This window comes from Massilia sp. 2TAF26, from assembly GCF_052115005.1.
Lineage (GTDB): Bacteria > Pseudomonadota > Gammaproteobacteria > Burkholderiales > Burkholderiaceae_D > Telluria.
This window is the reverse complement of record NZ_JBFRFV010000003.1, coordinates 211,048-233,863: the sequence shown is the minus strand read 5'-3', so window position 1 is coordinate 233,863 and position 22,816 is coordinate 211,048. Positions and strand designations below refer to the sequence as shown.

Below are 22,816 nucleotides of genomic sequence, written 5' to 3'. Positions count from 1 at the left end.
TAAGTTAAAGATAAAGTTTTGTTACCCGCTTTTACTGCCCACTAACTGAAACTCCACGCCGCGTTTGAGACGAAAAATCGTTTCAAAGCTTGCAATAGTTAGCGTTTTATTATAGCACGCACCCCCATATTTTCCAGTCGAGAACACCCATGTCGCCTAGTAGGTGCATCAGGCAAATTTTGCGGGGGTGTCGTTCGCGGCTTCGCGCATCAAGAGGTCCTGCTGTGCTGTGATTTCACGATAGCGGGCACTCACCTGATCTGGGGTCAAGCCGGAAGAAAACAACTGGTTCAACTCCTGTTTTAAGACATCCATCTTGATTTGCCGCACAGCACTTATGATCCACACGCGGTCCGTGTCGATATCCGATTCGGGTTCCGAAGCGATCTCGGCGACCAGGTGATCGAACTCGGTGCTGGCTTCCTTCAACTGCTGGGACAAGGCCGCGAAGCTGGCGTTCGCTCCCAGCGCCTGGGCCTGGGCCACCAGCCAGCGCAGGCGGTCGGCCGGCTCGGCGCCGAAGTGATCGAAGGCGCGCAGCGCGGCTTCGTCGAGGTCCAGGGCCAGCGAAGGATGGGCCACCAGCATGCGCATGATCTGCAATTCCAGCCCGACCGGCTCCGGACGCCCCTGGCGCGGCGGCGCCTTGCGCGCGACCGATACCGGCTTGGACAGTTCGAACAACGCTTCGATCTCCGCCGGGGTTGACTGGGTCATGCTGGCCAGGCCGCGCACGATCTGCAAGCGCAGCGCGGTCGGCGCCATCGCCTGCAGCAGCGGCTTGGCCTCGAACTGGGCATGCGCCCTGCCCTCCGGCGTGTCGAGGTCGTGCTCGGCCGTGATTTCGCGCAGCAGGAAGGACGACAGCGGCATCGCCTCGTCGATCTCGCGGGCAAAGGCGTCGCCGCCGAACTCGCGCACATAGCTGTCCGGGTCGTGTTCCTGCGGCAGGAACAGGAACTTGATGGTCTTGTCGTCCGTCACTTGCGGCAGACAGGCTTCCAGCGCGCGCCGGGCGGCGCGGCGGCCGGCCTTGTCGCCGTCGAAGCTGAAGATCACGTTGTCGGTCTGGCGCAGCAACTTTTGCACGTGGGTACTGGTGCAGGCCGTGCCGAGCGTCGCCACCGCCTGCGGGAAGCCGAGCTGGGCCAGGGCGACCACGTCCATATAGCCTTCCGTCACCAGCACATAGCCGGCGTCGCGGATCGGCTGGCGCGCCTCGAACAGGCCGTACAGTTCCTGGCCCTTGTTGAACAGCGGGGTTTCCGGCGAGTTCAGGTATTTCGGTTCGCCGCCATCCATCACGCGGCCGCCGAAGCCGATCACCTGGCCCTTGGTGTTGCGGATCGGGAACATCACGCGTTCGCGGAAGCGGTCGTAGCGTTTCTTGTTGCCGCCGTCCTCGTCCACGCGGTCGATCACCAGGCCGGACTCGACCAGCGCGAGAGCCTCGTAGTCCTTGAACACCGAGCGCAGATTGTCCCAGCCTGCCGGCGCATAGCCCATGCCGAAGCGCGCGGCAACCTCGCCCGTCAGGCCGCGGCCCTTCAGGTAGGCGATCGCGTTCGGCGCCTGGCGCAGCTGGGCGCGGTAGTAGTCGCAGGCCTGGTTCAGCGCATCGGTCATCGCCAGAGACTGGGCCTGCTGGGCGGCGCGCTGGGCCGGCGGAATCTTGTCGTCCTCGTTCGGCACGACCATGCCGACGCCTTGCGCCAGGTCCTTGACCGCGTCGACGAAGCCCATGCCCGAGTATTCGATCAGGAAGCCGATGGCGGTGCCGTGCGCGCCGCAGCCGAAGCAGTGGTAGAACTGCTTGGTCGGGCTCACCGTGAAGCTGGGCGACTTTTCATTGTGAAAAGGGCACAGACCCATGTAGTTGGCGCCGCCCTTCTTCAGTTGGACGTAACGGCCGACCACATCGACAATATCAACGCGGTTGAGCAGATCGGTAATGAATGATTGCGGAATCACTAGATAGATAACAGTGTTTGTCTAAACGCAGACTATACCGCAGCGCTCGCTACAGGTTGATTTGCAGCAAGGCAACAGGGCATTGCCACCCTGAATCGGAGAAAGCTGACGCGGCCGTGGCAAAGACACCTCAGCCGCGCCAGCCGGCAAGCGCATCGACTAGTTACGCGCCCGCCAGCGCCTTCTTCACTTGTGCCGACACGGCCGTCATATCGGCGCGGCCTGCCAGCCTGGGTTTCAGGATACCCATCACTTTGCCCATGTCCTGCGGACCGGCGGCGCCGGAAGCAGCGACTGCGGCTTGCACTTCGGCGGCGATTTCCTCGTCCGACAGGCCGGCCGGCATATAGGCGGTCAGGATGCCCAGTTCCGCCTTTTCGATATCGGCCAGGTCCTGGCGGCCGCCGGCCTCGAACTGGGTGATCGAATCCTTGCGCTGCTTGATCATCTTTTCGACGACGGCGGTCACCTGGGCATCGTCCAGCTCGATGCGCTCGTCCACTTCCTTGCGCTTGATTTCGGCAAGGACGAGGCGGATGGTGGCCAGACGTCCGCTTTCCTTGGCGCGCATCGCGGCTTTCATGTCGTCGGTCAGTTGTGCTTTCAAGCTCATGGATTCTCCGTGTTCTTTTTGGATTGGGAAAAAGGCAAAACCCGCTGCGGTATCGACCGGAGCGGGCTTCGACATATTCAGGCCTCGAAAGCCGGGACTGGCACAGGCCGTCGCCGGATCAGGCAGCTGAATGGAATTAGTACAGCTTCTTCGGCAGCTGTTGGCTGCGGATGCGCTTGTAGTGACGCTTCACGGCGGCGGCCAGCTTGCGCTTGCGCTCTGCAGTCGGCTTCTCGTAGAACTCGCGTGCGCGCAGTTCGGTCAGCAGACCGGTTTTTTCGATAGTGCGCTTGAAGCGACGCATAGCGACTTCGAACGGCTCGTTTTCTTTAAGGCGGATAGTGGTCATGTAAAAATGAAACCGTTGGATTTAGGGAAGAACGAAATTCTAACAGCTTTTCAAGATGCGTGGTAGGTTTTCTCATCATGCCCCAGGCATGTGCCTGAATTGCCACACGTGGGGAAATCACTCGATGCTGGCGCCCGCCACATACCCGGAAGCCCAGGCCCACTGGAAGTTGTAACCGCCCAACCAGCCCGTCACGTCGACCGTCTCGCCGATGAAATACAGGCCCGGCACCTTGTTCGCCATCATCGTCTGCTGCGACAGTTCGCGCGTATCGACGCCGCCCAGGGTCACCTCGGCCTTGCGATAACCTTCCGAACCGGTCGGCACGATGGCCCAGCGGTTGATCGCATCGCCCAGCTTGCGCAGTTTGGCGTCGGCCATGTCAGGCAGGCGCGCGTCCGGGGCAAAGCCGTTGGCGATCAACAAACCTTCGGCCAGGCGCGCCGGCAGCCATTGCGACAGGATATTGCCGAGCTGCTTCTTCACGCTCGTCTTGGCAGCGATCAGCTCTTCGGCCACGTCAAGTTCGGGCAGCAGGTTCAGCACGATGGGCGTGCCCGGCTGCCAGTAGCTGGAAATCTGCAGGATCGCCGGGCCGGACAGGCCGCGGTGGGTGAACAGCAGGTCTTCGCGGAAGTGGCCGAATTTAGCTTCCCCTTTGGCGCCCTTCCCTTTCCTCGACCCCGTCTCGACCTCGACCTCCAGCGCAATGCCCGCCAGCGGCACGAAGGGCTGCCAGCTCGGGCCATCGAAGGTCAGCGGCACCAGGCCGGGGCGCGGCTCGATCAGCTTGAGGCCGAACTTCTTCGCGATGCGGTAGCCGAGGTCGGTGGCGCCGATCTTCGGGATCGACAGGCCGCCGGTGGCCACCACCACATTCGCGGCCCCGATATCGCCACTGTCGGTGCCGACGATGAAGGCGCCGTCTTCCAGCTGCTCCACACCGCTCACCTTGCAGGGCATGCGCCACTCGACGCCGCCGACCTCGCATTCGGCCTTCAGCATGCGGATGATCTGTTCCGACGAGTCGTCGCAGAACAGCTGGCCGCGGTGCTTCTCGTGGTGGGCGATGCGGTATTTTTTTACAAGTGTCAAAAAATCCTGGGCCGTGTAGCGCGACAGTGCGCTGCGGCAGAAGTGCGGATTCTCCGACAGGAAGTTCTGCCAGCCCGCATTGATGTTGGTGAAGTTGCAGCGGCCGCCGCCGGAGATGCGGATCTTCTCGGCCAGCTTGGCGGCATGGTCGACCAGCAGCACGCGCTTGCCGCGCTGGCTTGCTACGGCCGCGCACATCATGCCGGCCGCGCCCGCGCCGATCACCACCACATCGTATCGTCTTGCCATACCAACCGTCCCGCCCTGCCGACAAAAGACGAGATTGTAAGCCGGCAGGCCCATCCACGCATACATATCCGATTTTGAACACGGCGGCTCGACGGGACGTTATGCTTTCCGCCATGAACATCGTCCAGCGCTGCTTCCTGACCGCCGCCACGCTCCTGTCCATCGACGCCAGTGCCCAGGCTGCCGAACTCGGCGTGCTCGCTCCCGTCATCCAGGGCAAGGTCGTCCTGATGCGTCCCGCTCCCGGCAGCGCCGGCCCGGCGCCGGTGGTGACCCGGGTCCGCGACGGCCGGCTCTACGAGGCCCTGCAGCGCGAAGCCGCCAGCGGCACGACCGCCGCCGTCCTCGCCCTGGACGAGCTGGCGATGAAGACCGCCGGCGCACCCGCCGGCACCACCTGGCTGTACCTGTCGCAGGAAGACGGCGGCTTCGCGCGGCGCGGCTTCTGGCTGCGGGAAGGCGGCGCCACCCGCTGGGTCGACGAAGCCATGGTCGACCTGGTGGTCGATGCCGGCAGCGTGGACGACGGCAGCTTCGAAGAGATCTTCGCCCACGAACTGGGCCACGTGATGCTGCGCCGCCTGCTCCCTGGCCTTCCCGCCGGCTATTCGCGCACGCCCCACCACAGCTTCAGCGTGACCGACCAGCAGACCGCCTTCGACGAAGGCTGGGCCACCCACTTCCAGGGCCTGGCGCGCCTGCTGACGCAGAACGCCCGCCTGCGCGCCCAGGACGCCGGCCTGGAAGGCAAGGCGGACACCGCGCTATGGCTCAGCAACCTGGACCGCACGATGCGCATCGACGGCATGCGCCGCAACTGGTTCGTCTACCGGCAAACGGCGCGGCCGAGCATATCCGCGCAAGCCTTCGACCTCTCGCCGTCCTTCGACCCGGCCCGATTGAAGAGCGCGGCCCAGATGCTGGCCAGCGAAGGCGCCTTGTCCACCTTCTTCTACCGCCAGCTGGCCACGCCCGATGCGGCGGCCCTCGGCGCGCGCTATGCGCCGATGTTCCGTGCCCTGCATGCGATGTCGCGGGAAAAGCTGGACGCCGCGACACCGCTGCTGCCGCTGCTGGCGCGTACGCTGGCGCGGGAGGCGCCCGAAGATGGAAAACGCTTCATCGCCGTCCTGGCCGAGACCAGCCACGGCGCGCTGGTCTCGCCTGCACTGGCGGCCGCGAGCCAGGCCGGCTTCGCGCCCGCGCTGGCCGGCGACGGCGAGGCCTTCGTCCCCATGCTCAAGCCCTTGCGCACCCGCTTCGCGCAGGCCGTCGCCGAAACGCAAGCGCAGCCGGAGCGCCTGGCCCGCCACGTCAAGCCGGCGATCTGGCTGCTGGCCTCGCCCACGCTGGCAGTCGACCTGAACACGGCCGAGCGCCCTCACCTGCTGGCCCTCGGTCTGGACGAGAAGACGGCCGGTCGCGCCCTCGCCAGCCGGCGCAAGGATGGCGATTTCAGTAGCCTGGAAGATTTCAACACGCGTGTGAAAGCGGCGCCGGCGGCCGCACGCAGGCTCGCCGCTCAGCAGGAAGCGCTCAAGAAACTCGGCCCGAACCGGCGCGACTGAGTTCAGGCTGCGCGCAGCGCCGCCGACACCCGCAGGCAATGCGCCACCTGGGCCGCAATCGGCGCCGGCACCGGCTGTTCGCCGCGCAGGGCGCGCTGGATCCAGTCGGCGGTGGCGGCCGCGTCGCGCCCTTCCGGCGCCGGCGCCAGTTCATCCGCCGGCGGATCGCGCTCGGCCAGCAGGGTCTGCGTGCCGGCATGGAACCAGTCGATCTGCTGGGCGCGGTTGGCGTTCGCCACCGTCTCGCCCTCGGTGCCGCGCATCAGGAAGGCGTCGCCGCGCGCGGCCGGCGCCGCGTTCCGGAAGTACTCGGTCAGCATCGCCAGGTATTCGGGGTGGGTGTAGGAGACCAGGCGCAGCGCCGGCCCTTCGAAGGGCTGCAGGATCTTGACCAGCGTGTGCGTCGAATTGCGCACGCCGAGGATGCGGCGCAGCGAGAGCTGGTGGGCCAGCCTGGGCGCCAGGGTCTCGATGGGCATGAAGCAGGGCTTGCGCTTGCTGAAGGCGTCCAGCATGTCGGCGGTGGAACCGGTCGGGCCAATGCCCATCTCGGCCAGGATCTCGGCGGTGGTCACGCGTCCCGGGTCCTGCTGCACGCCGTGGATCAGCACCGGCACGCCTTCGCGCGCCAGCAGCAGGGCCAGCAGGGGCGTCAGGTTGGCCAGCTTGCGCGCGCCGTTGTAGCTGGGAATCAGCACCGGCGCATACGGTCCCGGCGGCGACGGCAGCGGCGTGAAGGAGCGCTCCGCCGCATCCATGAAGCCGGCGATCTCGTCCACCGATTCGCCCTTGATGCGCATCGCCAGCAGGATCGCGCCCAGTTCCAGGTCGGATACGCGGCCGTCCAGCATGGCGCCGTACAGCGCGCCGGCATCCTCGCGCGACATGCTGCGCGCGCCCTTCACGCCGCGGCCGATCTCCTTGATGAAATGGGCGGCCCGGAAGGGTGCGAGATCGGGTTCGTGATTGGTCGTCATGGCGATAGCATACCGCAGGCGCTTGGCGCGAATGCATCGGCGCCCGGCGAATTTTTCTCGCATTGCAGTGCAACATATGCGATTTCCGGCTAGACTGGTCCTCTTCCAACGACAACAACGCCCGGAAAATCGTCTAGCCATGCTGATCACGCCCGATATCGAAAATACCAACGTTACCTCGTTCGCGACCATGCCGTCCCCGGTCGAGCTGCACCAGAAGCTGCCGCTGACCGACACGGCCTTCACCACCGTGATGAAGGGCCGCGAAACCCTGCGTAACATCCTCGACCGCAAGGACAAGCGCCTGTTCGTGGTGGTCGGCCCCTGCTCGATCCACGACCCGGTCGCCGGCCTGGATTATGCGCGCCGCCTGAAGGCGCTGCAGGCCGAAGTGCTTGATACGATGGTGCTGGTGATGCGCGTGTATTTCGAAAAGCCGCGCACCACGACCGGCTGGAAGGGCTATATCAACGATCCCTTCATGGACGATTCCTTCCGCGTCGACGTCGGCATGGAACGCGCCCGCCAGTTCCTGCTCGACGTCTGCGAGATGGGCCTGCCGACCGCCACCGAAGCCCTCGATCCGATCTCGCCGCAATACCTGGGCGATTTGATCGCCTGGACCGCGATCGGCGCGCGCACCACCGAATCGCAGACCCATCGCGAGATGTCCTCGGGCCTCTCGACGCCGGTCGGCTTCAAGAACGGCACCGACGGCGACGTCAGCATCGCCGTCAACGCCGTGCTGTCCTCGTCCAGCCCGCACTCCTTCCTGGGCATCAACGGCCAGGGCGGCGTGTCGATCGTGCGTACCCGCGGCAACGCCTACGGCCACGTGGTGCTGCGCGGCGGCGGCGGCCGTCCGAACTACGATTCGGTGTCGGTGGCGATCGCCGAACAGGCGCTCAGGAAGGCCAAGCTCCCGGCCAACCTGGTGGTCGACTGCTCGCACGCCAACAGCTACAAGAAGCCGGAACTGCAGCCGCTGGTCATGTCGGACGTGATCCAGCAGATCAAGCACGGCAACCAGTCGCTGGTGGGCGTGATGATCGAATCGAACATCGTCAGCGGCAACCAGCCGATTCCGGAAGACCTGTCGCAGCTGCAGTACGGCTGCTCGGTGACCGACGGTTGCATCGGCTGGGAAGATACCGAGGCGATGCTGCGTGGGGCGCACAAGGAACTCTTGCAGCGGCCTTGACGTTCGCATAACGCTGGCGTCCGCGTGGGCACGGTGTCCTCGCCGGCCGCGTCCACCCTACGTTACAATGGCGGATTGTGCTTTCCCACTTCCGCTATTCCCATGATTGTCCTCGGCGTCGAATCCTCCTGCGATGAAACCGGCCTGGCTCTGTACGACACGGAGCGCGGGCTGCTGTCCCATGCCCTGCACTCGCAGGTTGCGATGCACGAGGAGTACGGCGGCGTGGTGCCGGAACTCGCCTCGCGCGACCACATCCGCCGCGCCCTGCCGCTGCTCGAACAGGTGCTGGCCCAGGCCAACCTGCCGAAGGAGCGCATCGACGCCATCGCCTATACCCAGGGTCCGGGCCTGGCCGGCGCCCTGCTGGTCGGCTCCTCGGTGGCCTGCAGCCTGGCGCTGGCGCTGGATAAGCCCGTGCTCGGCGTGCACCACCTCGAGGGCCACCTGCTGTCGCCGCTGCTGGCCAGCGAGCGCCCGGAATTCCCCTTCGTCGCCCTGCTGGTCTCGGGCGGCCACACGCAGCTGATGCGGGTCGACGGCGTCGGCCGCTACACGCTGCTGGGCGAAACCCTGGACGACGCCGCCGGCGAAGCCTTCGACAAGTCGGCCAAGCTGCTGGGCCTGGGCTATCCGGGCGGACCGGCGATCTCGCGCCTGGCGGAATTCGGCGATCCGGAAGCGTATAAACTGCCGCGGCCGATGCTGCACTCGAAGGATTTCAACTTCAGCTTCTCGGGCCTCAAGACCGCCGTGCTGACGGTGGTGAAGAACAGCCGCTCCGGGATCGCCAACATCTGCGAGCAGGACAAGGCGAACATCGCGCGCGGCTTCGTCGATGCGATCGTCGACGTGCTGACCGCCAAGTGCGTGTCCGCGCTCAAGCACACCGGCCTGAAGCGCCTGGTGATCGCCGGCGGCGTCGGCGCGAATCGCCAATTGCGGGAGTCGCTGAACGCGGCGGCGGCGAAGAAGAAGTTCAAGGTCTACTATCCGGAGCTGGAGTTCTGCACCGACAACGGGGCGATGATCGCCTTCGCCGGCGCGCTGCGGCTGGAGCGCAATCCGGCGGCCGCGAGGCATGACTACGGCTTCAACGTGCGTCCGCGCTGGCCGCTGGACGAGATCGAAGCCGCCTGAGAAATGTGAACTTGCAAGCTTGATATTGATCCTAACGTGTGACCTTTCGGCCCGAATAGATGGCAATATCGGGCAGTCGAGTTTTACGGAGGTATCGAATGCGCATCGTCAGCTGGAATATTCACTGGGGCTGCGGGAAGGACGGGCGCATCCGGATCCACGCCATCATCGACGTGCTGCGCAAGCTGAATCCGGACGTGATCTGCCTGCAGGAAGTCGCGGCAAACCACCCGGAACTCGAGGGCAGCGCCACCGCCAGCCAGTTCAAGCAGCTCGGCGGAGCGCTCGGCGGCTTCCACATGATCGAACAAGCGCCGAGCGAAATCTACCGTAACAACCTGCCTCGCCAGTTCGGCAATATCCTGCTGTCCAAGTACCGCATCACCCAGGCCCAGCGCCACATGCTGCCGTGGCCGGCCGCGCCGGAATACCCGTCAGGCATGCCGCGCGGGCTGATCGAAACCGTGCTCGACGCGCCCGGCGGCAAGCTGCGCGTGCTGACCACCCACCTCGAGTACTATTCGCCGCCGCAGCGCCGCGCCCAGGTGGCGCGCATCCGCGAACTGCATGCGGAAGCCTGCGCGCGGGCCGCGATCTACCAGCCCGAGCCCGATCTCGACCCGCCCTTCCAGCTGGGCTTCCGGCCCGGCACCGCCATCTATTGCGGCGACTTCAATTTCACGCCGGAGTCGGAGGACTACCGCGCACTGCTGGCACCACCCGGCGATGGCGTCCTGCCCCTGGTGGATGCCTGGAAGGTCCGCCACGGCGCGATGGCGCGGGCGCCGACGGCCGGGCTGCACGGCTACCCGTGGCCCGACCGCGCGGAGTGCTACGACTACTTTTTCGTGACCGAGGACCTGGCGCCGCGCGTCGTGGAGCTCAACGTGCAGTCCGAGACCGCGGCCTCGGATCACCAGCCGGTCGTACTCGATTTGACCTAGACCGTTTCTTCCTGCTGCGCCAGCTGGCGCAGCGCCTGCTCGAACACCTCGGGCGGCTGGCCGCCGGAAATCAGGTGGCGCTCGTTGATGACGATCGCCGGTACCGAACGGATGCCGGCGCGCTGCCAGTAGTACTCGCGCTGGCGCACCTCGTCGGCAAAGCTGTTCGACTCCAGCACGGCGCGCGCCTGCTCCTGGTCGAGCCCCGCCTCGCCGGCGGCCCGCACCAGCACTTCGCGCGAACTGGGGTCCTCACCTTTCGTGAAATAGGCTTCGAACAGCTTTTCCTTCAACGCGCGCTGGCGGCCTTCGCCCTGGTTCTCGGCCCAGTGCAGCAGGCGGTGGGCGTCGAAGGTGTTGTAGATGCGGCCACGCTTGCTCATGTCGAACGTGAAGCCGACATCCGCGCCACGCTGGCGGATCATCTCGCGCGACTGCTCCTGCTGGGCCGGCGTGGATCCGTATTTTTCGGTGATGTGTTCGAAGATGTCCTGCCCCTCGGGCCCCATGCCCGGGTTCAGCTCGAACGGCTGGAAATGGATGTCCGCCTGGACCTCGCCGGCGACGCGCTCGAGCGCCTTCTCCAGCGATTTCAGGCCGATCGCGCACCAGGGGCACGATACATCCGACACGAAATCGATTCTCATTTGCTTGCTCACGACTCACCACCTTCCTGGAATTGGCGCCGCCATTCATGCGGCCTGGGACATATGGTGACACATCGAACGAAAGCAGGCAGCGCGTGCACGAAAACGCCCCGTCAAAAATTCGGGGTCAGAGCACTTTTTCAGGAAATGGCCAGCGCGCAAACAGCGCCACCGGATGGCCCGCAAAAACAAAGCCCGGCCACGCGCAAGTCGCGGCAGGGCTTGAGAATGCTGCTCAGGAGCCATTGCTGAGAAAAGTGCTCTGACCCCGAATTTGCCTGAAAAAGTGCTCTGACCCCGAATTGGGGTTATTTTTTCCTGGCGGTGGCCTTGGTGGCTGCGGCCTTGCTGCCGATGCGCGATTCTTTGCCGGCCAGCAGGTTGGAGATGTTCTTGCCGTGGCGGTAGAGCAGGAGTGCGCTCATGATGACGACGGCGAACAGTTTTTCGTCCGCGCCGAACAGCAGGCCGTAGTAGAAGGGTGCGAAGACCGCGGCCACCAGCGCCGCCAGCGAGGAGTAGCGGAAGGCGTAGGCCACCACCAGCCAGGTCACCAGGGTCGCCAGGCCGAGCCAGACGTTCAGGCCCAGCAGCACGCCGAGCGCCGTGGCCACGCCCTTGCCGCCGACGAAGCGGAAGAATACCGGCCACAGGTGGCCGACGAAGACCGCCACCGCCACCAGGGCGATGCCGCCGTCCTCGACGCCGAAGCGGTCGCCGAAGTGCACCGCCAGCCATACCGCCAGCCAGCCCTTGGCGCAGTCGCCGATCAGGGTGGCGATGGCGGCTTTCTTGCTGCCGCTGCGCAGGACGTTGGTCGCGCCCGGGTTCTTGGAGCCGTAGGTGCGCGGGTCGGACAGGCCGAAGGCGCGGCTCGCCACGACCGCGAAGGAGATCGAGCCGATCAGGTAGGCCGCGATGGTGAAAACAATGGTGTAAATGGTCGAGCTGTCCATGCTGTTTCTTTCTTATATGGCTTGCGCCGGCAATTGCTCAGGCGCGTGGAATATACACCATCGGCCGAGCTGAACGCTAATCCGCCAGGGCGCATTGCACCGGCCTGGCCTTCAGCACCTCGACCAGCGCCTTCGGATCGATCCCGATCAGGAAGCCGCGCCGGCCGCCATTGATATAAATCCTGGGCAGGGACAGGATGCTCTCCTCGACGTACACCGGCATCGCCTTGCGCACGCCGAACGGCGACGTGCCGCCGACCAGGTAGCCCGAATGGCGCTGCGCCACCTCCGGCTTGCAGGGCTCGACCGACTTGCAGGGGATGGCGCGCGCCAGGTTCTTGGTCGATACCTTGCGGTCGCCATGCATCAGCACGATGAGGGGGCGCGCCGCCTCATCCTGCATCACCAGGGTCTTCACGACCGCGTGCTCGTCCACGCCCAGTTCGCGCGACGATACCGCGGTCCCGCCATGCTCCTCGTACTCGTAGGGATGTTCGGAAAATACGACCCCGTTCTTGCGCAGGAACTGCGTTGCCGGGGTCTCTGAAATGTGCTCTTTCTTGGCCATGCGTGTTACGCTAAAAACAAACGGAGGAGTTGCTTATTATGCAGCAAGAAATTCGCTTTGCCACCTTCAATGTCTGCAACCTGGCACCGCCGGGTGCGCGGCTGTACGAGAACCTGGAACCGAGTACGCCGGAAGAGTACGAAGCGAAAATCGCCTGGACCGCACACCAGATCGACATGCTGGGCGCCGACGTGATCGGCTTCCAGGAAGTCTTCTCGCAGGCCTCGCTGGCGGAGGCCCTGTCGCGCACCCGCCGCTACCGCGAAGCGATCCACGTCGGCTTCGACCCCGATCCGGGCGCCGAGAAGCTGACGCCCAGCGTCGCCCTGGTGTCGCGCCTGCCGCTCGCCGACGCCCCCGAATCCTTCCCCTATTTCCCGCCGGGAATTGCGATGCCGCCCGGGAACCGCGACCCGGAGCGCTTCACCCGCGCGCCCCTGCACGCGGCGATCGAGCTCCGGCCCGGCCTGGTGGCCGACGTGGTGGTCGTGCACCTGAAGTCGCGCCGCCCGGACTACCGCGCCAGCGACACCGGCGACGATCCCCAGCTGTTCGCGCTCGCCTCGCTGCGCTCGCTGATCCGGCGCGGCACCGAAGCCGCCGCCCTGCGCGTGCTCCTGTCGAAGCTGGGCCGCGAACGCCACCGCCCGCGGGTGGTGCTGGGCGATTTCAACGACGTCGCCGACGCCGTCACCACCGGCATCGTGCTGGGCATCGGCGCCCCCAGCGGCGACCGCCTGTACGACGCCTGCCAGCTGCAGCGCCGCCAGGACCGCCTGCGCCATGTCGGCTTTTCCAACTTGCATGAAGGTCAATACACGACCATCGACCACATCCTCGTGTCCGGGGAATTCAATGGCGAACTGGCGGGTGCGCTGGGAGAAATCGTCGACGTGGTCTACCTGAACGACCACCTCGACCTGGGCTTGCCGGAAGCCTCCGACCATGGGCAGGTGCTGGCGCGGCTGCGGCTGTTCGAGACCGGCCAGCCCGGCGATGCCTGACTGATTGTCCGGACACGCCAATCGTACAGACGTCCGATCCGCCTTTTCGACGTTTCGTCGGTCCGATTGCACGGCTCGTCGCATTCCGATAGCTGTTCGTCATCCCCATCCTTATTCTCTCATCACGCGAATAAGAGACCGGACCATCCGCCATGAAGATCGAATCCCTGCCGCCGCTGGCGCCTCCCCCCGTCGAACCGACATCCGCGCGCCGCCGCTGGCGCGTGCCCGTCATCGTCCTTGCCGTGCTGGCCGTCGCCGGCGGCGGTTATGCCTACACGCACAAAGGCAGCGCCTCTCCCGCCCCGGCGCCAGCGGCGGCGGCGGAGAAGAAGGCCACCGTGCACGAACTGTCGGCGCGCGACATCGCACGCGTGGAGGCGCGGCCGCTGGCGGTGACGCTGCCCCTGTCCGGTTCCCTCACCCCGCTGGCCCAGGCCACGGTCAAGTCCAAGGTGTCGGGCGTGGTGCTGCAGACCACGGTGCAGGAAGGCATGAACGTGACGGCCGGCCAGGTCATCGCGCGCCTGGACGACAACGAGGCGCGCGCCCGCGTCGCCCAGCAGCAGGCGGCCTTGAACGAGGCCTCGGCGCGCCTGGCGCTGGCGAAGAAGAACATGGCCAACAGCGCCGCCCTGCTCAAGCAGAACTACATCGCCCAGAACGCCTTCGACACCACGGCCAATGCGGTCGACCTGGCCCAGGCCTCGGTCGATGCCGCGCGCGCCCAGCTGGAACTGGCGCGCATCTCGCTGGCGGACACCGCGATCCGCGCGCCGATCTCCGGGGTGGTCAGCAAGCGCCACGTGCAGGCCGGCGAGAAGCTGTCGCCGGACAGCCCGGTGTTCTCCATCGTCGACCTCAAGCAGCTGACCCTGGACGCCCAGGTGCCGGCCTCCGACATCCCGCGCATCAAGGTAGGCCAGGAGGTGCAGTTCAAGGTCGACGGCTTCGGCGAGCGCAATTTCGCCGGCAAGGTCGTGCGCATCAATCCCGCCACCGAGGCGGGATCGCGCGCGATGCTGGTGTATATCGGCGTCGACAACCCGGACGGCGTGCTGCGCGCCGGGATGTTCGCGAAAGGCATGGTCACCACCGAGAAATCGGCGCCCCATGCCCTGCTACCCCTGCTGGGCGTGCGCAAGGAAGGCGGCCGCGACGTGGTCTACCGCGTCGACGGCGGCAAGGTCGAGGCCAAAGCGGTCACGCTCGGCCTGAAGAACGAGGACGACGGCCTGGTCGAGGCGATCGACGGCATCGATCCCGGCGCGCTGGTACTGGCCGTGAAGCTGGACGGCGTCAAGCCGGGCGACAAGGTCAAGCTGCCGGAAGCCACCCCGGCCACCCCGGCGAAGAAAGGCTGAACCCATGTGGATCACCCGTATCAGCATCAAGCATCCCGTCTTCGCGACCATGGTGATGGTCGGCCTGATGGTGCTCGGCCTGTTCTCCTACCGCAGCCTGGGCGTGGAAAGCATGCCGAACATCGAGATCCCGGGCGTGTGGATCGAGACCAATTATCCGGGCGCTTCGCCGGAACAGGTCGAGAACGACGTCACCCGGCCGATCGAGGAAGCGGCCAACACCGTCGGCGGCATCAAGACCATCCGCAGCAGTTCCTGGGAAGGCCGTTCGGGCGTCGGCGTCGAGTTCCAGCTGAACGTCGACATGAACCGCGCCGTGCAGGACCTGCGCGACCGCATCAGTACCTTGCGCGGCGGCTTCCCGCGCGAAGTCAAGGAACCCGTGGTCTACCGCCAGGAGAGCGAGAACGCGCAGCCGGTGCTGCAGGTGGCGCTGCTGTCCCGTGAGCGCAGCCTGCGCGACCTGTCGATGCTGGTCGACCAGGTGATCGTCAAGCGCATCCAGGCGGTGGCCGGAGTCGGCCAGGTGCGCATCAACGGCAAGCAGAACCGCCAGGTGCTGGTCGACATCCGTCCCGACCAGCTGCGCAGCCTGAACGTCGGCATCGACGAAATCATGGCCGCGATCACCGCCACCAACGCCAACCTGCCGGCCGGCCGCATCAGCCACGGCGAACGCGAGAACCTGGTGCGCATCGAAGGCAAGATGAAGGAAGCGGCCGACTTCCGCCGCATCATCGTCGCCAAGCGCGCCAACGGTCCGATCTACCTGCACCAGGTGGCCGAGATCAGCGACGGCGCCGCCGAAGAGCAATCGATCTCGCGGGTGGACGGCCAGCGCGCCCTGTCGCTGGAAATCGCCAAGGTCCAGGACGCGAATACCGTCGAGGTCGGCGTCAACGTCAAAAAGGCGATCGAGGCAATGAAGCAGACCCTGCCCAAGGACGTCGAGTTCCGCATCCTCGACGACGTATCAAGCAGGGTCCAGCACCAGGTCGACAACGTCAAGGAGACCATCGTCGAGGGCGCGGTGCTGACCATGGTGATCGTGTTCCTGTTCCTGCATTCCTGGCGCAGCACGGTGATCACCGGCCTGACCCTGCCGATCTCGGTGCTGGCCAGCTTCATCGCCATGAAGTACTTCGGCTTCACGCTGAACTTCCTGACCCTGATGGCGCTGTCGCTGTCGATCGGCCTGCTGATCGACGACGCCATCGTGGTTCGCGAGAACATCGTGCGCCATCTCGGCATGGGCAAGAGCCACGCCAGGGCCGCCGAAGACGGTACCAACGAGATCGGCCTGGCGGTGATGGCCACGACCTTCGCGATCGTCGCCGTGTTCGTGCCGATTGCCTTCATGAAAGGCATCATCGGCCGCTTCTTCCTGCAGTTCGGGATCACGGTGGCGGTGGCGGTGCTGGTGTCGCTGTTCGTCAGCTTCACACTGGACCCGATGCTGTCCTCGGTGTGGCCGGACCCGGTCAAGGATCGCTTCAAGTACGTCCCCTGGCTGGGCCGCCTGATGGCGCGCATCGACGTCGGCATCGACCGTGTGCACGGCTGGTATGCGAAGGTGCTGGGCTTCTCGCTGGCCTGGCGCAAGTCGACCCTGGCCTTCGCCTTCGCGGTGTTCGCCGGCAGCCTGCTGCTGGTGCCGATGATCGGCGGCGAATTCGTGCCCCAGGTCGACGACGGCTACGTCCAGCTGAACTTCAAGGTGCCGGTCGGCTCCAGCCTCGACTACAACGACGCCAAGGTGCGCCAGATCGAGGCCGCGCTGGGCGAGTTCAAGGAAATTGATAACATGCAGACCGTGGTCGGCGCCTGGGACGGCCGCCATACCTCGGCGATCAACCTGAAGCTGACGGACGTGCGCAAGACCCACCGCCGCTCGCAGCAGGAAATGGAAAAGGTGATCCGCGACCGCCTGGCCAGCATCGCCGGCGTCGAGATGACCGTCGGTAATCGCCCGATCTCCATCGCCATCCTCGGCAGCAACGAGGCGAATCTGGACAAGGTCGCGCACCTCCTGATCGACAAGATGAAGAAGATCAAGGGCGTGGCCGACATCCAGTACAGCCAGGAAGGCGCGAACCCGGCCACCATCGTGAAGATCAACCAGGAACTGGCGACCGACCTGGGCCTGTCGGTGCAGCAGATCGGTTCCGCCCTGCGTCCCTTCGTCGGCGGCGACCAGACCAACCGCTGGCTGGCGCCGGACGGCCAGAACTACGAGGTCAACGTGCAGCTGCCGAAGTCGGGCCGCCAGAAGGTGGCCGACCTGGCCGACCTGTCGGTCGCCTCGAGCAAGCTGGACGCGGCCGGCAATCCGATCATGGTGCCGCTGCGCCAGGTGGTCGAGTTCGTGCCCTCGACCAGCCCGCAGGTGCTCAAGCGCCAGGCGCTGGAACGCCGTGTGGCGATCAATGCCGGCCTCGAGAACCGTCCGTTGGGCGACGTCATGAAGGACGTGAACGCGGCAATGAAATCCATCGACCTGCCGGAAGGCGTGCGCTTCGACGTCGGCGGCCAGTCGCAGCAGATGGACGAGACCATGGGCGGCTTCGCCATCGCCCTGGGTATCGCGATCATCTTCATCTACCTGGTGCTGGCCTCGCAGTTCGGCAGCTTCCTGCAGCCGGTCGCGATCATGATGTCGCTGCCGCTGTCGCTGATCGGCGTGCTGCTGGCCCTGCTGGTCACGAAGAGCACCTTGAACATCTTCTCGGTGATCGGCGTCGTGATGCTGATGGGCCTGGTGACCAAGAACGCGATCCTGCTGGTGGACTTCGCCAACCAGGGCCAGCGTGAAGGCAAGTCGCAGTTCGAGGCGCTGATGGAAGCCGGCCAGGTGCGCCTGCGCCCGATCCTGATGACGACCCTGGCGATGATCTTCGGCATGCTGCCGATGGCGATCGGCCTGGGCGAAGGCGCGGAAAACCAGGCGCCGATGGGCCGCGCGGTGATCGGCGGCGTGATCACCTCGACCCTGCTGACCCTGGTGGTGGTGCCGGTGGCGTACACCTACCTGGACAGCTTTGGCAAGCGGGCCAAGCGGTGGTTCCAGAAGGGGCACGGAGTTGATCAGGAAAGCGGAGTTGCCGACGGCAAGGAACAAACCGCGTAAGTTTGCAGGTCATTCCCGCGCAGGCGGAAATAGTGCCAGTGGCACTATTTCCGCCTGCGCGGAATGACGGCTTTGAAGCTGACTAAGCCGAGTCCCGCTCCGGCTCAGCCACTTCCGCCGCATCCTCCTCGGGGGAGGCACCGCCCTCCTCCCCCTTGTGCTGCTTGGCCTCCAGCTTGCGCTTGGCCTTTTCCTCAGCCTTCTTCTTTTTCTCCAACTCACGTTGCCGTTTTTCATACTGGAAATTGGTCTTGGCCATGGTGTCCTCGTGCGTGTGGGAAGGGTATTACTAGACCATTATGACTCACCAGACCCGCCAGGTCTTGAGAATTAACCACGCGGGTGGTGCTGGGCGTGCAGGTGCTTCAAACGCTCGCGTGCCACATGGGTGTAGATCTGGGTCGTCGAAATGTCCGAATGTCCCAGGAGTAGTTGCACCACGCGCAGGTCGGCGCCGTGGTTCAAGAGGTGGGTGGCGAAGGCGTGGCGCAGCGTATGCGGCGACAGCGGCGCGGTGATGCCGGCCCTGGCCGCATGTTTCTTGATGACGATCCAGAACATCTGGCGCGTCATCGGTCCGCCGCGGCCGGTCACGAACAGGGCGTCGTCCATCTGCCCGTTCAGGATCACGCCGCGCGCCTCCTTCATGTAGCGCTCCAGCCAGTGGCGCGCCTGCTCGCCGAAGGGCACCAGCCGGGTCTTGCTGCCTTTACCCGTGATGCGCAGCACGCCGTCGTTCAGGCTCAGCTCGACCACTTTCAGTGTCACCAGTTCCGATACCCGCAGGCCGCTCGCATACATCAGCTCGAGCATGGTGCGCTCGCGCAGGCCCAGCGGGGTCGAGACGTCCGGCGCGCTCAAGAGGGCCTCGACCTGGGCTTCGGAGAGGGTGTGCACGAAGCGGGTCGGTTGCCTGGCCGAAGCCATGTTCAGGCAGGGGTCGTGGTCGATGCGGCGCTCGCGCAGCGCCATCTGGTAGAAGCGCTTCAGTACCGACAGCCGCCGGTTGGCCGAGCTGGGCTTGGTGTCCTCATGGCGCTCGGCAAAGTAGGCGGCGATGTCCTGCGGCTGCACCGCGTGCAGGTCGCTGCGCTCCGGACGCCTGGCCTCGAGCCAGCCGGCGAACAGGCGCAGGTCGCGCCGGTAGGCATCCAGCGAATTCCTGGCCAGTCCGTGCTCGAGCCAGAGGGCGTCGCAGAAGCCGTCGATCAGGGAAAGATTGATTGCTGCTGCCATGGGACGTCGGCGGGGAGCGCACCTTCGTGGCGCAGCAGCCAGCGCTTGACCGTGAGCGTGAAGCCGTGTTCGTCGTCGCTGCTGGCAAAGCCGCCCAGGCCGCCGGCCGCGGTGACGCGGTGGCAGGGAATCACCAGCGGGAACCAGTTGGCGCCGCAAGCCTGGCCCACCGCGCGCGGATGCGACTCGAGCAGCTTGGCGACCTGGCCGTAGGTACGCACGCTGCCGCGCGGGATCGCGCAGATGGCTTCCCAGACGCGGCGCTGGAATTCGCTGCCGGCATCGACCAGCGGCAAGTCGAAACGGAAGTCGGCGTCGGCGACATAGCGCACGACCTGCTCGGCGGCCTGTTCGGCCACCGCATCCTGCGGCGCTTTTTCTTCGTAATGCGGCGGCAGGTAGACCAGCTCGCGCACGCGTTGATCTTCCGTACGGATGCCCATCGCCCCGAACGGCGCCGCGACGATGGCGCTGAAAAGCTCGCTGCCCTGTTGTGTGTTCATTGATCCAGTGTAGCAAAAAAAAACGCACCCTCGTGAGGTGCGTTTTCAGTATGGGTCACGTTTGCGGCCACTCGGTCAATGCCGGCGGCATCTATAAAACGTGCGTCTCCTCATCATTCTCCGGTATTCCAATGCTGGATTACCGCTTTTTTGCTTCTCCCCAAAATTCGTATCCGGGCTTTCGAACGCACCATGGTGGTGCCAAAGCTGCGCCATCATAACGCATTCGAATAAGAATAGCGTAGTTTTTTATATACATTCACGAAATATATGTCAGCCATAAACCATTCTCGGAAGCCATAAGGAGATTGCCGGGACATAGGTTATCAACAGCAGGAAACCAATCATCGTCAGCAGCCAGGGCATCACGGCCACCGTCAGCTCGGAAATGCCCATCTTCGTGATGCCGGAGGCGACGTACAGGTTCAGGCCCACCGGCGGATGGCACATGCCGACTTCCATGTTGACCACGATGATGATGCCGAAGTGGACCGGGTCGATGCCCAACTGGGTCGCGACCGGGAACAGGATCGGCGCCATGATCAGCACGATCGACGATGGCTCCATCACATTGCCGGCCAGCAGCAGCAGCAGGTTCACCACGATCAGGAAGCCGATCGGACCCAGGCCCTGGCCGGTAAGCCAGCCGGCCATCGCCTGCGGCACGTTCTCGCTGGTCATCAGGAAGGAGAACAGCACGGCGTTGGTGATGATATACAGGAGCATCGCCGACATCGCCGCCGAATCCAGCAGCACCTTGCCGACCTGCTTCAGCTTCAAGTCCTTGTAGACGAACACCGCGATCACGAAGGCATACACCGCCGCGATGCCGGCCGCTTCGGTCGGCGTGAACACGCCGGTGTAGATACCGCCCATCACGATCACGATCAGGAACAGGCCCCAGGCGCTGCGGCGGAACGCGGTCCAGCGCTCGACCCAGGTGGCGCGCGGCATGCGCGGATAGTCGTGTTTCTTCGCCAGGAACCAGGTCGTCAGGCCAAGCATGAACGCCAGCAGCAGGCCGGGCACCACGCCCGCCATGAACAGCTGGCCGACCGAGGTATTGGTCGTGACCGAGTACATCACCATCACGATCGACGGCGGGATCAGGATGCCGAGCGCGCCCGAGGTCGTGATCACGCCGGCGCCAAAGCGCTTCGGATAGCCCTGCTTGACCATGGCCGGCAGGATGATCGAGCCGATCGCCACCACGGTCGCCGGGCTGGAACCCGATACTGCGGCGAACAGCGCGCAGGCGAACACGCCGGCCAGCGCCAGGCCGCCATGGAAGTGGCCGACCATCGAGGTGGCGAAGTTGATCATGCGCCGCGCGACCCCGCCGTGGGTGAGGAAGTTACCCGCCAGGATGAAGAGCGGGATGGCCATGATCTCGAAGTTGTCGATACCGGTGAACAGCTTCATCGCCACCGACTCGATCGGCACGTGCGTCATGGTGAACAGGAAGGTCAGCACCGTGAGGCCGAGCGCGATCGAGACCGGCATCCCGGTCAGCATCAGCAGGATCAGCAGGACAAAGATAATGGCGGCGTTCATGAGGATTTCCTTGCTTCTTCGATTTCGTCGTCCAGGCCTTCGACGTAGGCGTGGTCATGCTTCGGCAGTTCGCCATTACGGATGAAATGCCAGGTCACCTGCAGGAAGCGGAAGCACATCAGCCAGGAACCGAGGGGCAGCGCCAGGTAGACGATCCACATCGGGATTTCCATGTCGGGCGAGGTCTGCGCGGTGCCGGCCATGCGGTAGACGAAGCTGGCGCCGAGGGTGCCGATGATGCCGGTGAACAGGGCGCCGGCCAGCAGCGCCAGCACGATCAGCTTGTTGCGCCAGCGCTCGGACAGCCGGTTGACCAGCACGTCGACGCCGACGTGGATGCCGGTGCGCACGCCATACGCGGCGCCGAACTTGGCCATCCACACGAACATGATGGTACTGAGCTCCTGGGCCCAGCTGGTATTCAGGGAAATGAGCCAGTCCTGAAATGCCCCAAGGGGCAGGCCGGACAGGTAGCGGTGCAGCACCGCGATGAAGATGATGAAGGTGGCGCCGGCCATCAGGCTGGCGATGAGCCACTCTTCGAGGCGATCGAGGATTTTCATTTTGGCTTTGGGCGAGGACGCGACAGCCGTCGTTCCCGCGGAAGCGGGAACCCATGCTGAAGCTCCGGCTGCCGCACTGGCGGATCAACCGTCACGACTTCGGCAGCTCGGTATGGGTCCCCGCCTTCGCGGGGACGACGTGGGTTTATGCGGGCGACGAGGTTCTTACTGCACCGACGCAGTCGCCTTGTTGATCGAATTGATCAGATCCTGGCCAACCCGGTCCGCCATCTGCTTCTGCACCGGCAGCAGGGCCTTGCGCCATGCCGCCTGCTCTTGCGGGTTCAGGTTGTAGATGGTGGTCTTGCCCGCCTTGCGGATGGCTTCCAGGGCATGGTCGTTGTCCTGCTGGGCAATCGCCTTTTCGTACTTGGTGGCGTCGTTCATGGCCTGCTGCAGCTGGGTGCGGATGTCGGCCGGCAGGCCGTCCCAGAACTTCTTGTTGACGATGACCGCATAGCCCAGGTAGCCGTGGTTCGAGACCGTCACGTGCTTCTGCACCTCATGCATCTTCTGGGTGTACATGTTCGACGGCGGGTTCTCGGTGCCGTCCACCACGCCGGTCTGCAGCGCCTGATAGACTTCCGAGAAGGCCAGCGCCTGCGGGTTGGCGCCCAGCGCGCGCATCTGCGCGTCCAGCACCTTCGAGCTCTGGATGCGCATCTTCAGGCCGCGGAAATCGGCCGGCATGTGCAGCGGCTTGTTGGCCGACATGATCTTGAAACCGTTGTCCCAGTAGGCCAGGCCGGTGATGCCCTTCGGCTCCAGCTTCTGCAGCAGGCTCTTGCCGATCGGGCCTTCGGTCACGGTGTACAGCGCGGCCTTGTTCGGGAAGATGTACGGCAGGTCGAAGACTTCGAATTCCTTCACGCCCAGCGGACCGAACTTGGCCAGCGAGGGCGCCAGCATCTGGACCGCGCCCAGCTGCAGGGCTTCGAGTTCTTCCTTGTCCTTGTACAGCTGGCTGTTCGGGTAGACTTCGACCTTGACCCGGTGATTGGTCATCTTCTCGGCCAGTTCCTTGAAGCGCTCGGCGGCACGGCCTTTCGGCGTGTCGGTCGCCACCACGTGGCTGAACTTGATGACGATGGGGGTCTGAGCCGCTGCGCTGAACGCGAAGCCGGCGCCCGCGACCAGGGCAAGTGCTGCCACGACGGATTTGATTTTCATGAATCTCCTCTCCAATA

21 protein-coding genes are annotated in these 22,816 nt (G+C 65.0%); 7 read left to right on the top strand and 14 right to left on the bottom strand.

From position 1 onward, the window contains the following. Positions 1 to 168: 168 nt before the first annotated feature. From dnaG to AB4Z32_RS04720, 4 genes are all read right to left on the bottom strand, one after another. On the bottom strand, positions 169 to 1,971 hold the full coding sequence (gene dnaG / locus AB4Z32_RS04735) for a DNA primase (protein WP_441934759.1): 1,803 nt from the start codon (positions 1,969 to 1,971) through the stop codon (positions 169 to 171). Between the two features lie 163 nt (positions 1,972 to 2,134). Continuing rightward, on the bottom strand, positions 2,135 to 2,584 hold the full coding sequence (locus AB4Z32_RS04730) for a GatB/YqeY domain-containing protein (protein WP_441934758.1): 450 nt from the start codon (positions 2,582 to 2,584) through the stop codon (positions 2,135 to 2,137). 136 nt (positions 2,585 to 2,720) lie between these two features. Continuing rightward, positions 2,721 to 2,933 (bottom strand): 30S ribosomal protein S21, encoded by a 213-nt coding sequence (gene rpsU / locus AB4Z32_RS04725; protein WP_005665410.1) that lies wholly within the window; start codon positions 2,931 to 2,933, stop codon positions 2,721 to 2,723. 117 nt (positions 2,934 to 3,050) lie between these two features. Next, entirely contained in the window at positions 3,051 to 4,277 is a 1,227-nt protein-coding gene (locus AB4Z32_RS04720; protein WP_441934757.1) for an NAD(P)/FAD-dependent oxidoreductase, read from the bottom strand. Positions 4,278 to 4,390: 113 nt separating this feature from the next. Between AB4Z32_RS04720 and AB4Z32_RS04715 the strand changes: the two genes are divergently transcribed. After that, a complete protein-coding gene (locus AB4Z32_RS04715) occupies positions 4,391 to 5,845 on the top strand; it encodes a hypothetical protein (protein WP_441934756.1) in 1,455 nt (484 codons plus the stop codon). A 2-nt stretch (positions 5,846 to 5,847) separates the two neighbouring features. Here the strand turns inward: AB4Z32_RS04715 and ybiB are convergent, their stop codons facing one another. Next, positions 5,848 to 6,822 (bottom strand): DNA-binding protein YbiB, encoded by a 975-nt coding sequence (gene ybiB / locus AB4Z32_RS04710; RefSeq protein ID WP_441934755.1) that lies wholly within the window; start codon positions 6,820 to 6,822, stop codon positions 5,848 to 5,850. Between the two features lie 142 nt (positions 6,823 to 6,964). On the opposite strand from ybiB, the gene AB4Z32_RS04705 reads away from it, so the two are divergent. The 3 genes from AB4Z32_RS04705 (at position 6,965) to AB4Z32_RS04695 (ending at position 10,107) form a co-directional block, all read left to right on the top strand. Beyond that, on the top strand, positions 6,965 to 8,023 hold the full coding sequence (locus AB4Z32_RS04705) for a 3-deoxy-7-phosphoheptulonate synthase (protein WP_441934842.1): 1,059 nt from the start codon (positions 6,965 to 6,967) through the stop codon (positions 8,021 to 8,023). Positions 8,024 to 8,125: 102 nt separating this feature from the next. Continuing rightward, positions 8,126 to 9,163, top strand: a complete 1,038-nt coding sequence (gene tsaD / locus AB4Z32_RS04700) for a tRNA (adenosine(37)-N6)-threonylcarbamoyltransferase complex transferase subunit TsaD (protein ID WP_441934754.1) — start codon at positions 8,126 to 8,128, stop codon at positions 9,161 to 9,163. Between the two features lie 98 nt (positions 9,164 to 9,261). Then, positions 9,262 to 10,107: an endonuclease/exonuclease/phosphatase family protein gene (locus AB4Z32_RS04695; RefSeq protein ID WP_441934753.1), complete on the top strand. Its 846-nt coding sequence runs from the start codon at positions 9,262 to 9,264 to the stop codon at positions 10,105 to 10,107. Here the strand turns inward: AB4Z32_RS04695 and AB4Z32_RS04690 are convergent. From AB4Z32_RS04690 to ybaK, 3 genes are all read right to left on the bottom strand, one after another. Further along, entirely contained in the window at positions 10,104 to 10,754 is a 651-nt protein-coding gene (locus AB4Z32_RS04690) for a DsbA family oxidoreductase (RefSeq protein WP_441934752.1), read from the bottom strand. The genes AB4Z32_RS04695 and AB4Z32_RS04690 overlap by 4 nt on opposite strands. A 308-nt stretch (positions 10,755 to 11,062) precedes the next feature. Then, entirely contained in the window at positions 11,063 to 11,710 is a 648-nt protein-coding gene (plsY, locus tag AB4Z32_RS04685; protein WP_441934751.1) for a glycerol-3-phosphate 1-O-acyltransferase PlsY, read from the bottom strand. A gap of 76 nt (positions 11,711 to 11,786) precedes the next feature. After that, on the bottom strand, positions 11,787 to 12,278 hold the full coding sequence (gene ybaK, locus AB4Z32_RS04680) for a Cys-tRNA(Pro) deacylase (RefSeq protein ID WP_441934750.1): 492 nt from the start codon (positions 12,276 to 12,278) through the stop codon (positions 11,787 to 11,789). Between the two features lie 38 nt (positions 12,279 to 12,316). Here ybaK and AB4Z32_RS04675 point away from each other — a divergent pair, with 38 nt between their 5' ends. From AB4Z32_RS04675 to AB4Z32_RS04665, 3 genes are all read left to right on the top strand, one after another. Then, a complete protein-coding gene (locus AB4Z32_RS04675; protein ID WP_441934749.1) occupies positions 12,317 to 13,282 on the top strand; it encodes an endonuclease/exonuclease/phosphatase family protein in 966 nt (321 codons plus the stop codon). 152 nt (positions 13,283 to 13,434) lie between these two features. Then, positions 13,435 to 14,646, top strand: a complete 1,212-nt coding sequence (locus tag AB4Z32_RS04670) for an efflux RND transporter periplasmic adaptor subunit (RefSeq protein ID WP_441934748.1) — start codon at positions 13,435 to 13,437, stop codon at positions 14,644 to 14,646. Positions 14,647 to 14,650: 4 nt separating this feature from the next. After that, positions 14,651 to 17,773, top strand: coding sequence for an efflux RND transporter permease subunit (locus AB4Z32_RS04665; RefSeq protein ID WP_441934747.1), 3,123 nt, complete (start codon positions 14,651 to 14,653; stop codon positions 17,771 to 17,773). Positions 17,774 to 17,855: 82 nt separating this feature from the next. Here the strand turns inward: AB4Z32_RS04665 and AB4Z32_RS04660 are convergent, their stop codons facing one another. The 6 genes from AB4Z32_RS04660 to AB4Z32_RS04635 all read right to left on the bottom strand — a co-directional run bounded on the left by AB4Z32_RS04660 (position 17,856) and on the right by AB4Z32_RS04635 (position 22,799). Then, entirely contained in the window at positions 17,856 to 18,032 is a 177-nt protein-coding gene (locus AB4Z32_RS04660) for a hypothetical protein (protein ID WP_441934746.1), read from the bottom strand. A 71-nt stretch (positions 18,033 to 18,103) separates the two neighbouring features. Next, positions 18,104 to 19,009 carry a site-specific tyrosine recombinase XerD gene (gene xerD / locus AB4Z32_RS04655; protein WP_441934745.1) on the bottom strand — a complete coding sequence of 302 codons (906 nt, stop codon included), beginning with the start codon at positions 19,007 to 19,009 and terminating at the stop codon, positions 18,104 to 18,106. Next, the gene (locus AB4Z32_RS04650) at positions 18,982 to 19,512 is read right to left on the bottom strand and encodes a methylated-DNA--[protein]-cysteine S-methyltransferase (RefSeq protein ID WP_441934744.1); all 531 of its coding nucleotides are present in this window, start codon (positions 19,510 to 19,512) and stop codon (positions 18,982 to 18,984) included. The genes xerD and AB4Z32_RS04650 overlap by 28 nt, the downstream gene beginning before the upstream one ends. A gap of 273 nt (positions 19,513 to 19,785) precedes the next feature. Further along, the gene (locus AB4Z32_RS04645; protein ID WP_441934743.1) at positions 19,786 to 21,066 is read right to left on the bottom strand and encodes a TRAP transporter large permease; all 1,281 of its coding nucleotides are present in this window, start codon (positions 21,064 to 21,066) and stop codon (positions 19,786 to 19,788) included. Further along, the gene (locus AB4Z32_RS04640; RefSeq protein WP_441934742.1) at positions 21,063 to 21,629 is read right to left on the bottom strand and encodes a TRAP transporter small permease; all 567 of its coding nucleotides are present in this window, start codon (positions 21,627 to 21,629) and stop codon (positions 21,063 to 21,065) included. Before AB4Z32_RS04640 ends, AB4Z32_RS04645 begins: the two co-directional genes overlap by 4 nt. Before the next feature lie 165 nt (positions 21,630 to 21,794). After that, positions 21,795 to 22,799 carry a TRAP transporter substrate-binding protein gene (locus AB4Z32_RS04635; RefSeq protein ID WP_441934741.1) on the bottom strand — a complete coding sequence of 335 codons (1,005 nt, stop codon included), beginning with the start codon at positions 22,797 to 22,799 and terminating at the stop codon, positions 21,795 to 21,797. Between the last annotated feature and the right edge of the window lie 17 nt (positions 22,800 to 22,816).

Coding starts and splice junctions, on each gene's coding strand:
- AB4Z32_RS04730 (WP_441934758.1), bottom strand. CDS start 2,584: ATGAGCTTGAAAGCACAACTGACCGACGACATGAAAGCCGCGATGCGC.
- rpsU (WP_005665410.1), bottom strand. CDS start 2,933: ATGACCACTATCCGCCTTAAAGAAAACGAGCCGTTCGAAGTCGCTATG.
- AB4Z32_RS04720 (WP_441934757.1), bottom strand. CDS start 4,277: ATGGCAAGACGATACGATGTGGTGGTGATCGGCGCGGGCGCGGCCGGC.
- AB4Z32_RS04715 (WP_441934756.1), top strand. CDS start 4,391: ATGAACATCGTCCAGCGCTGCTTCCTGACCGCCGCCACGCTCCTGTCC.
- ybiB (WP_441934755.1), bottom strand. CDS start 6,822: ATGACGACCAATCACGAACCCGATCTCGCACCCTTCCGGGCCGCCCAT.
- tsaD (WP_441934754.1), top strand. CDS start 8,126: ATGATTGTCCTCGGCGTCGAATCCTCCTGCGATGAAACCGGCCTGGCT.
- AB4Z32_RS04695 (WP_441934753.1), top strand. CDS start 9,262: ATGCGCATCGTCAGCTGGAATATTCACTGGGGCTGCGGGAAGGACGGG.
- AB4Z32_RS04690 (WP_441934752.1), bottom strand. CDS start 10,754: ATGAGAATCGATTTCGTGTCGGATGTATCGTGCCCCTGGTGCGCGATC.
- plsY (WP_441934751.1), bottom strand. CDS start 11,710: ATGGACAGCTCGACCATTTACACCATTGTTTTCACCATCGCGGCCTAC.
- ybaK (WP_441934750.1), bottom strand. CDS start 12,278: ATGGCCAAGAAAGAGCACATTTCAGAGACCCCGGCAACGCAGTTCCTG.
- AB4Z32_RS04675 (WP_441934749.1), top strand. CDS start 12,317: ATGCAGCAAGAAATTCGCTTTGCCACCTTCAATGTCTGCAACCTGGCA.
- AB4Z32_RS04670 (WP_441934748.1), top strand. CDS start 13,435: ATGAAGATCGAATCCCTGCCGCCGCTGGCGCCTCCCCCCGTCGAACCG.
- AB4Z32_RS04665 (WP_441934747.1), top strand. CDS start 14,651: ATGTGGATCACCCGTATCAGCATCAAGCATCCCGTCTTCGCGACCATG.
- AB4Z32_RS04660 (WP_441934746.1), bottom strand. CDS start 18,032: ATGGCCAAGACCAATTTCCAGTATGAAAAACGGCAACGTGAGTTGGAG.
- xerD (WP_441934745.1), bottom strand. CDS start 19,009: ATGGCAGCAGCAATCAATCTTTCCCTGATCGACGGCTTCTGCGACGCC.
- AB4Z32_RS04650 (WP_441934744.1), bottom strand. CDS start 19,512: ATGAACACACAACAGGGCAGCGAGCTTTTCAGCGCCATCGTCGCGGCG.
- AB4Z32_RS04645 (WP_441934743.1), bottom strand. CDS start 21,066: ATGAACGCCGCCATTATCTTTGTCCTGCTGATCCTGCTGATGCTGACC.
- AB4Z32_RS04640 (WP_441934742.1), bottom strand. CDS start 21,629: ATGAAAATCCTCGATCGCCTCGAAGAGTGGCTCATCGCCAGCCTGATG.
- AB4Z32_RS04635 (WP_441934741.1), bottom strand. CDS start 22,799: ATGAAAATCAAATCCGTCGTGGCAGCACTTGCCCTGGTCGCGGGCGCC.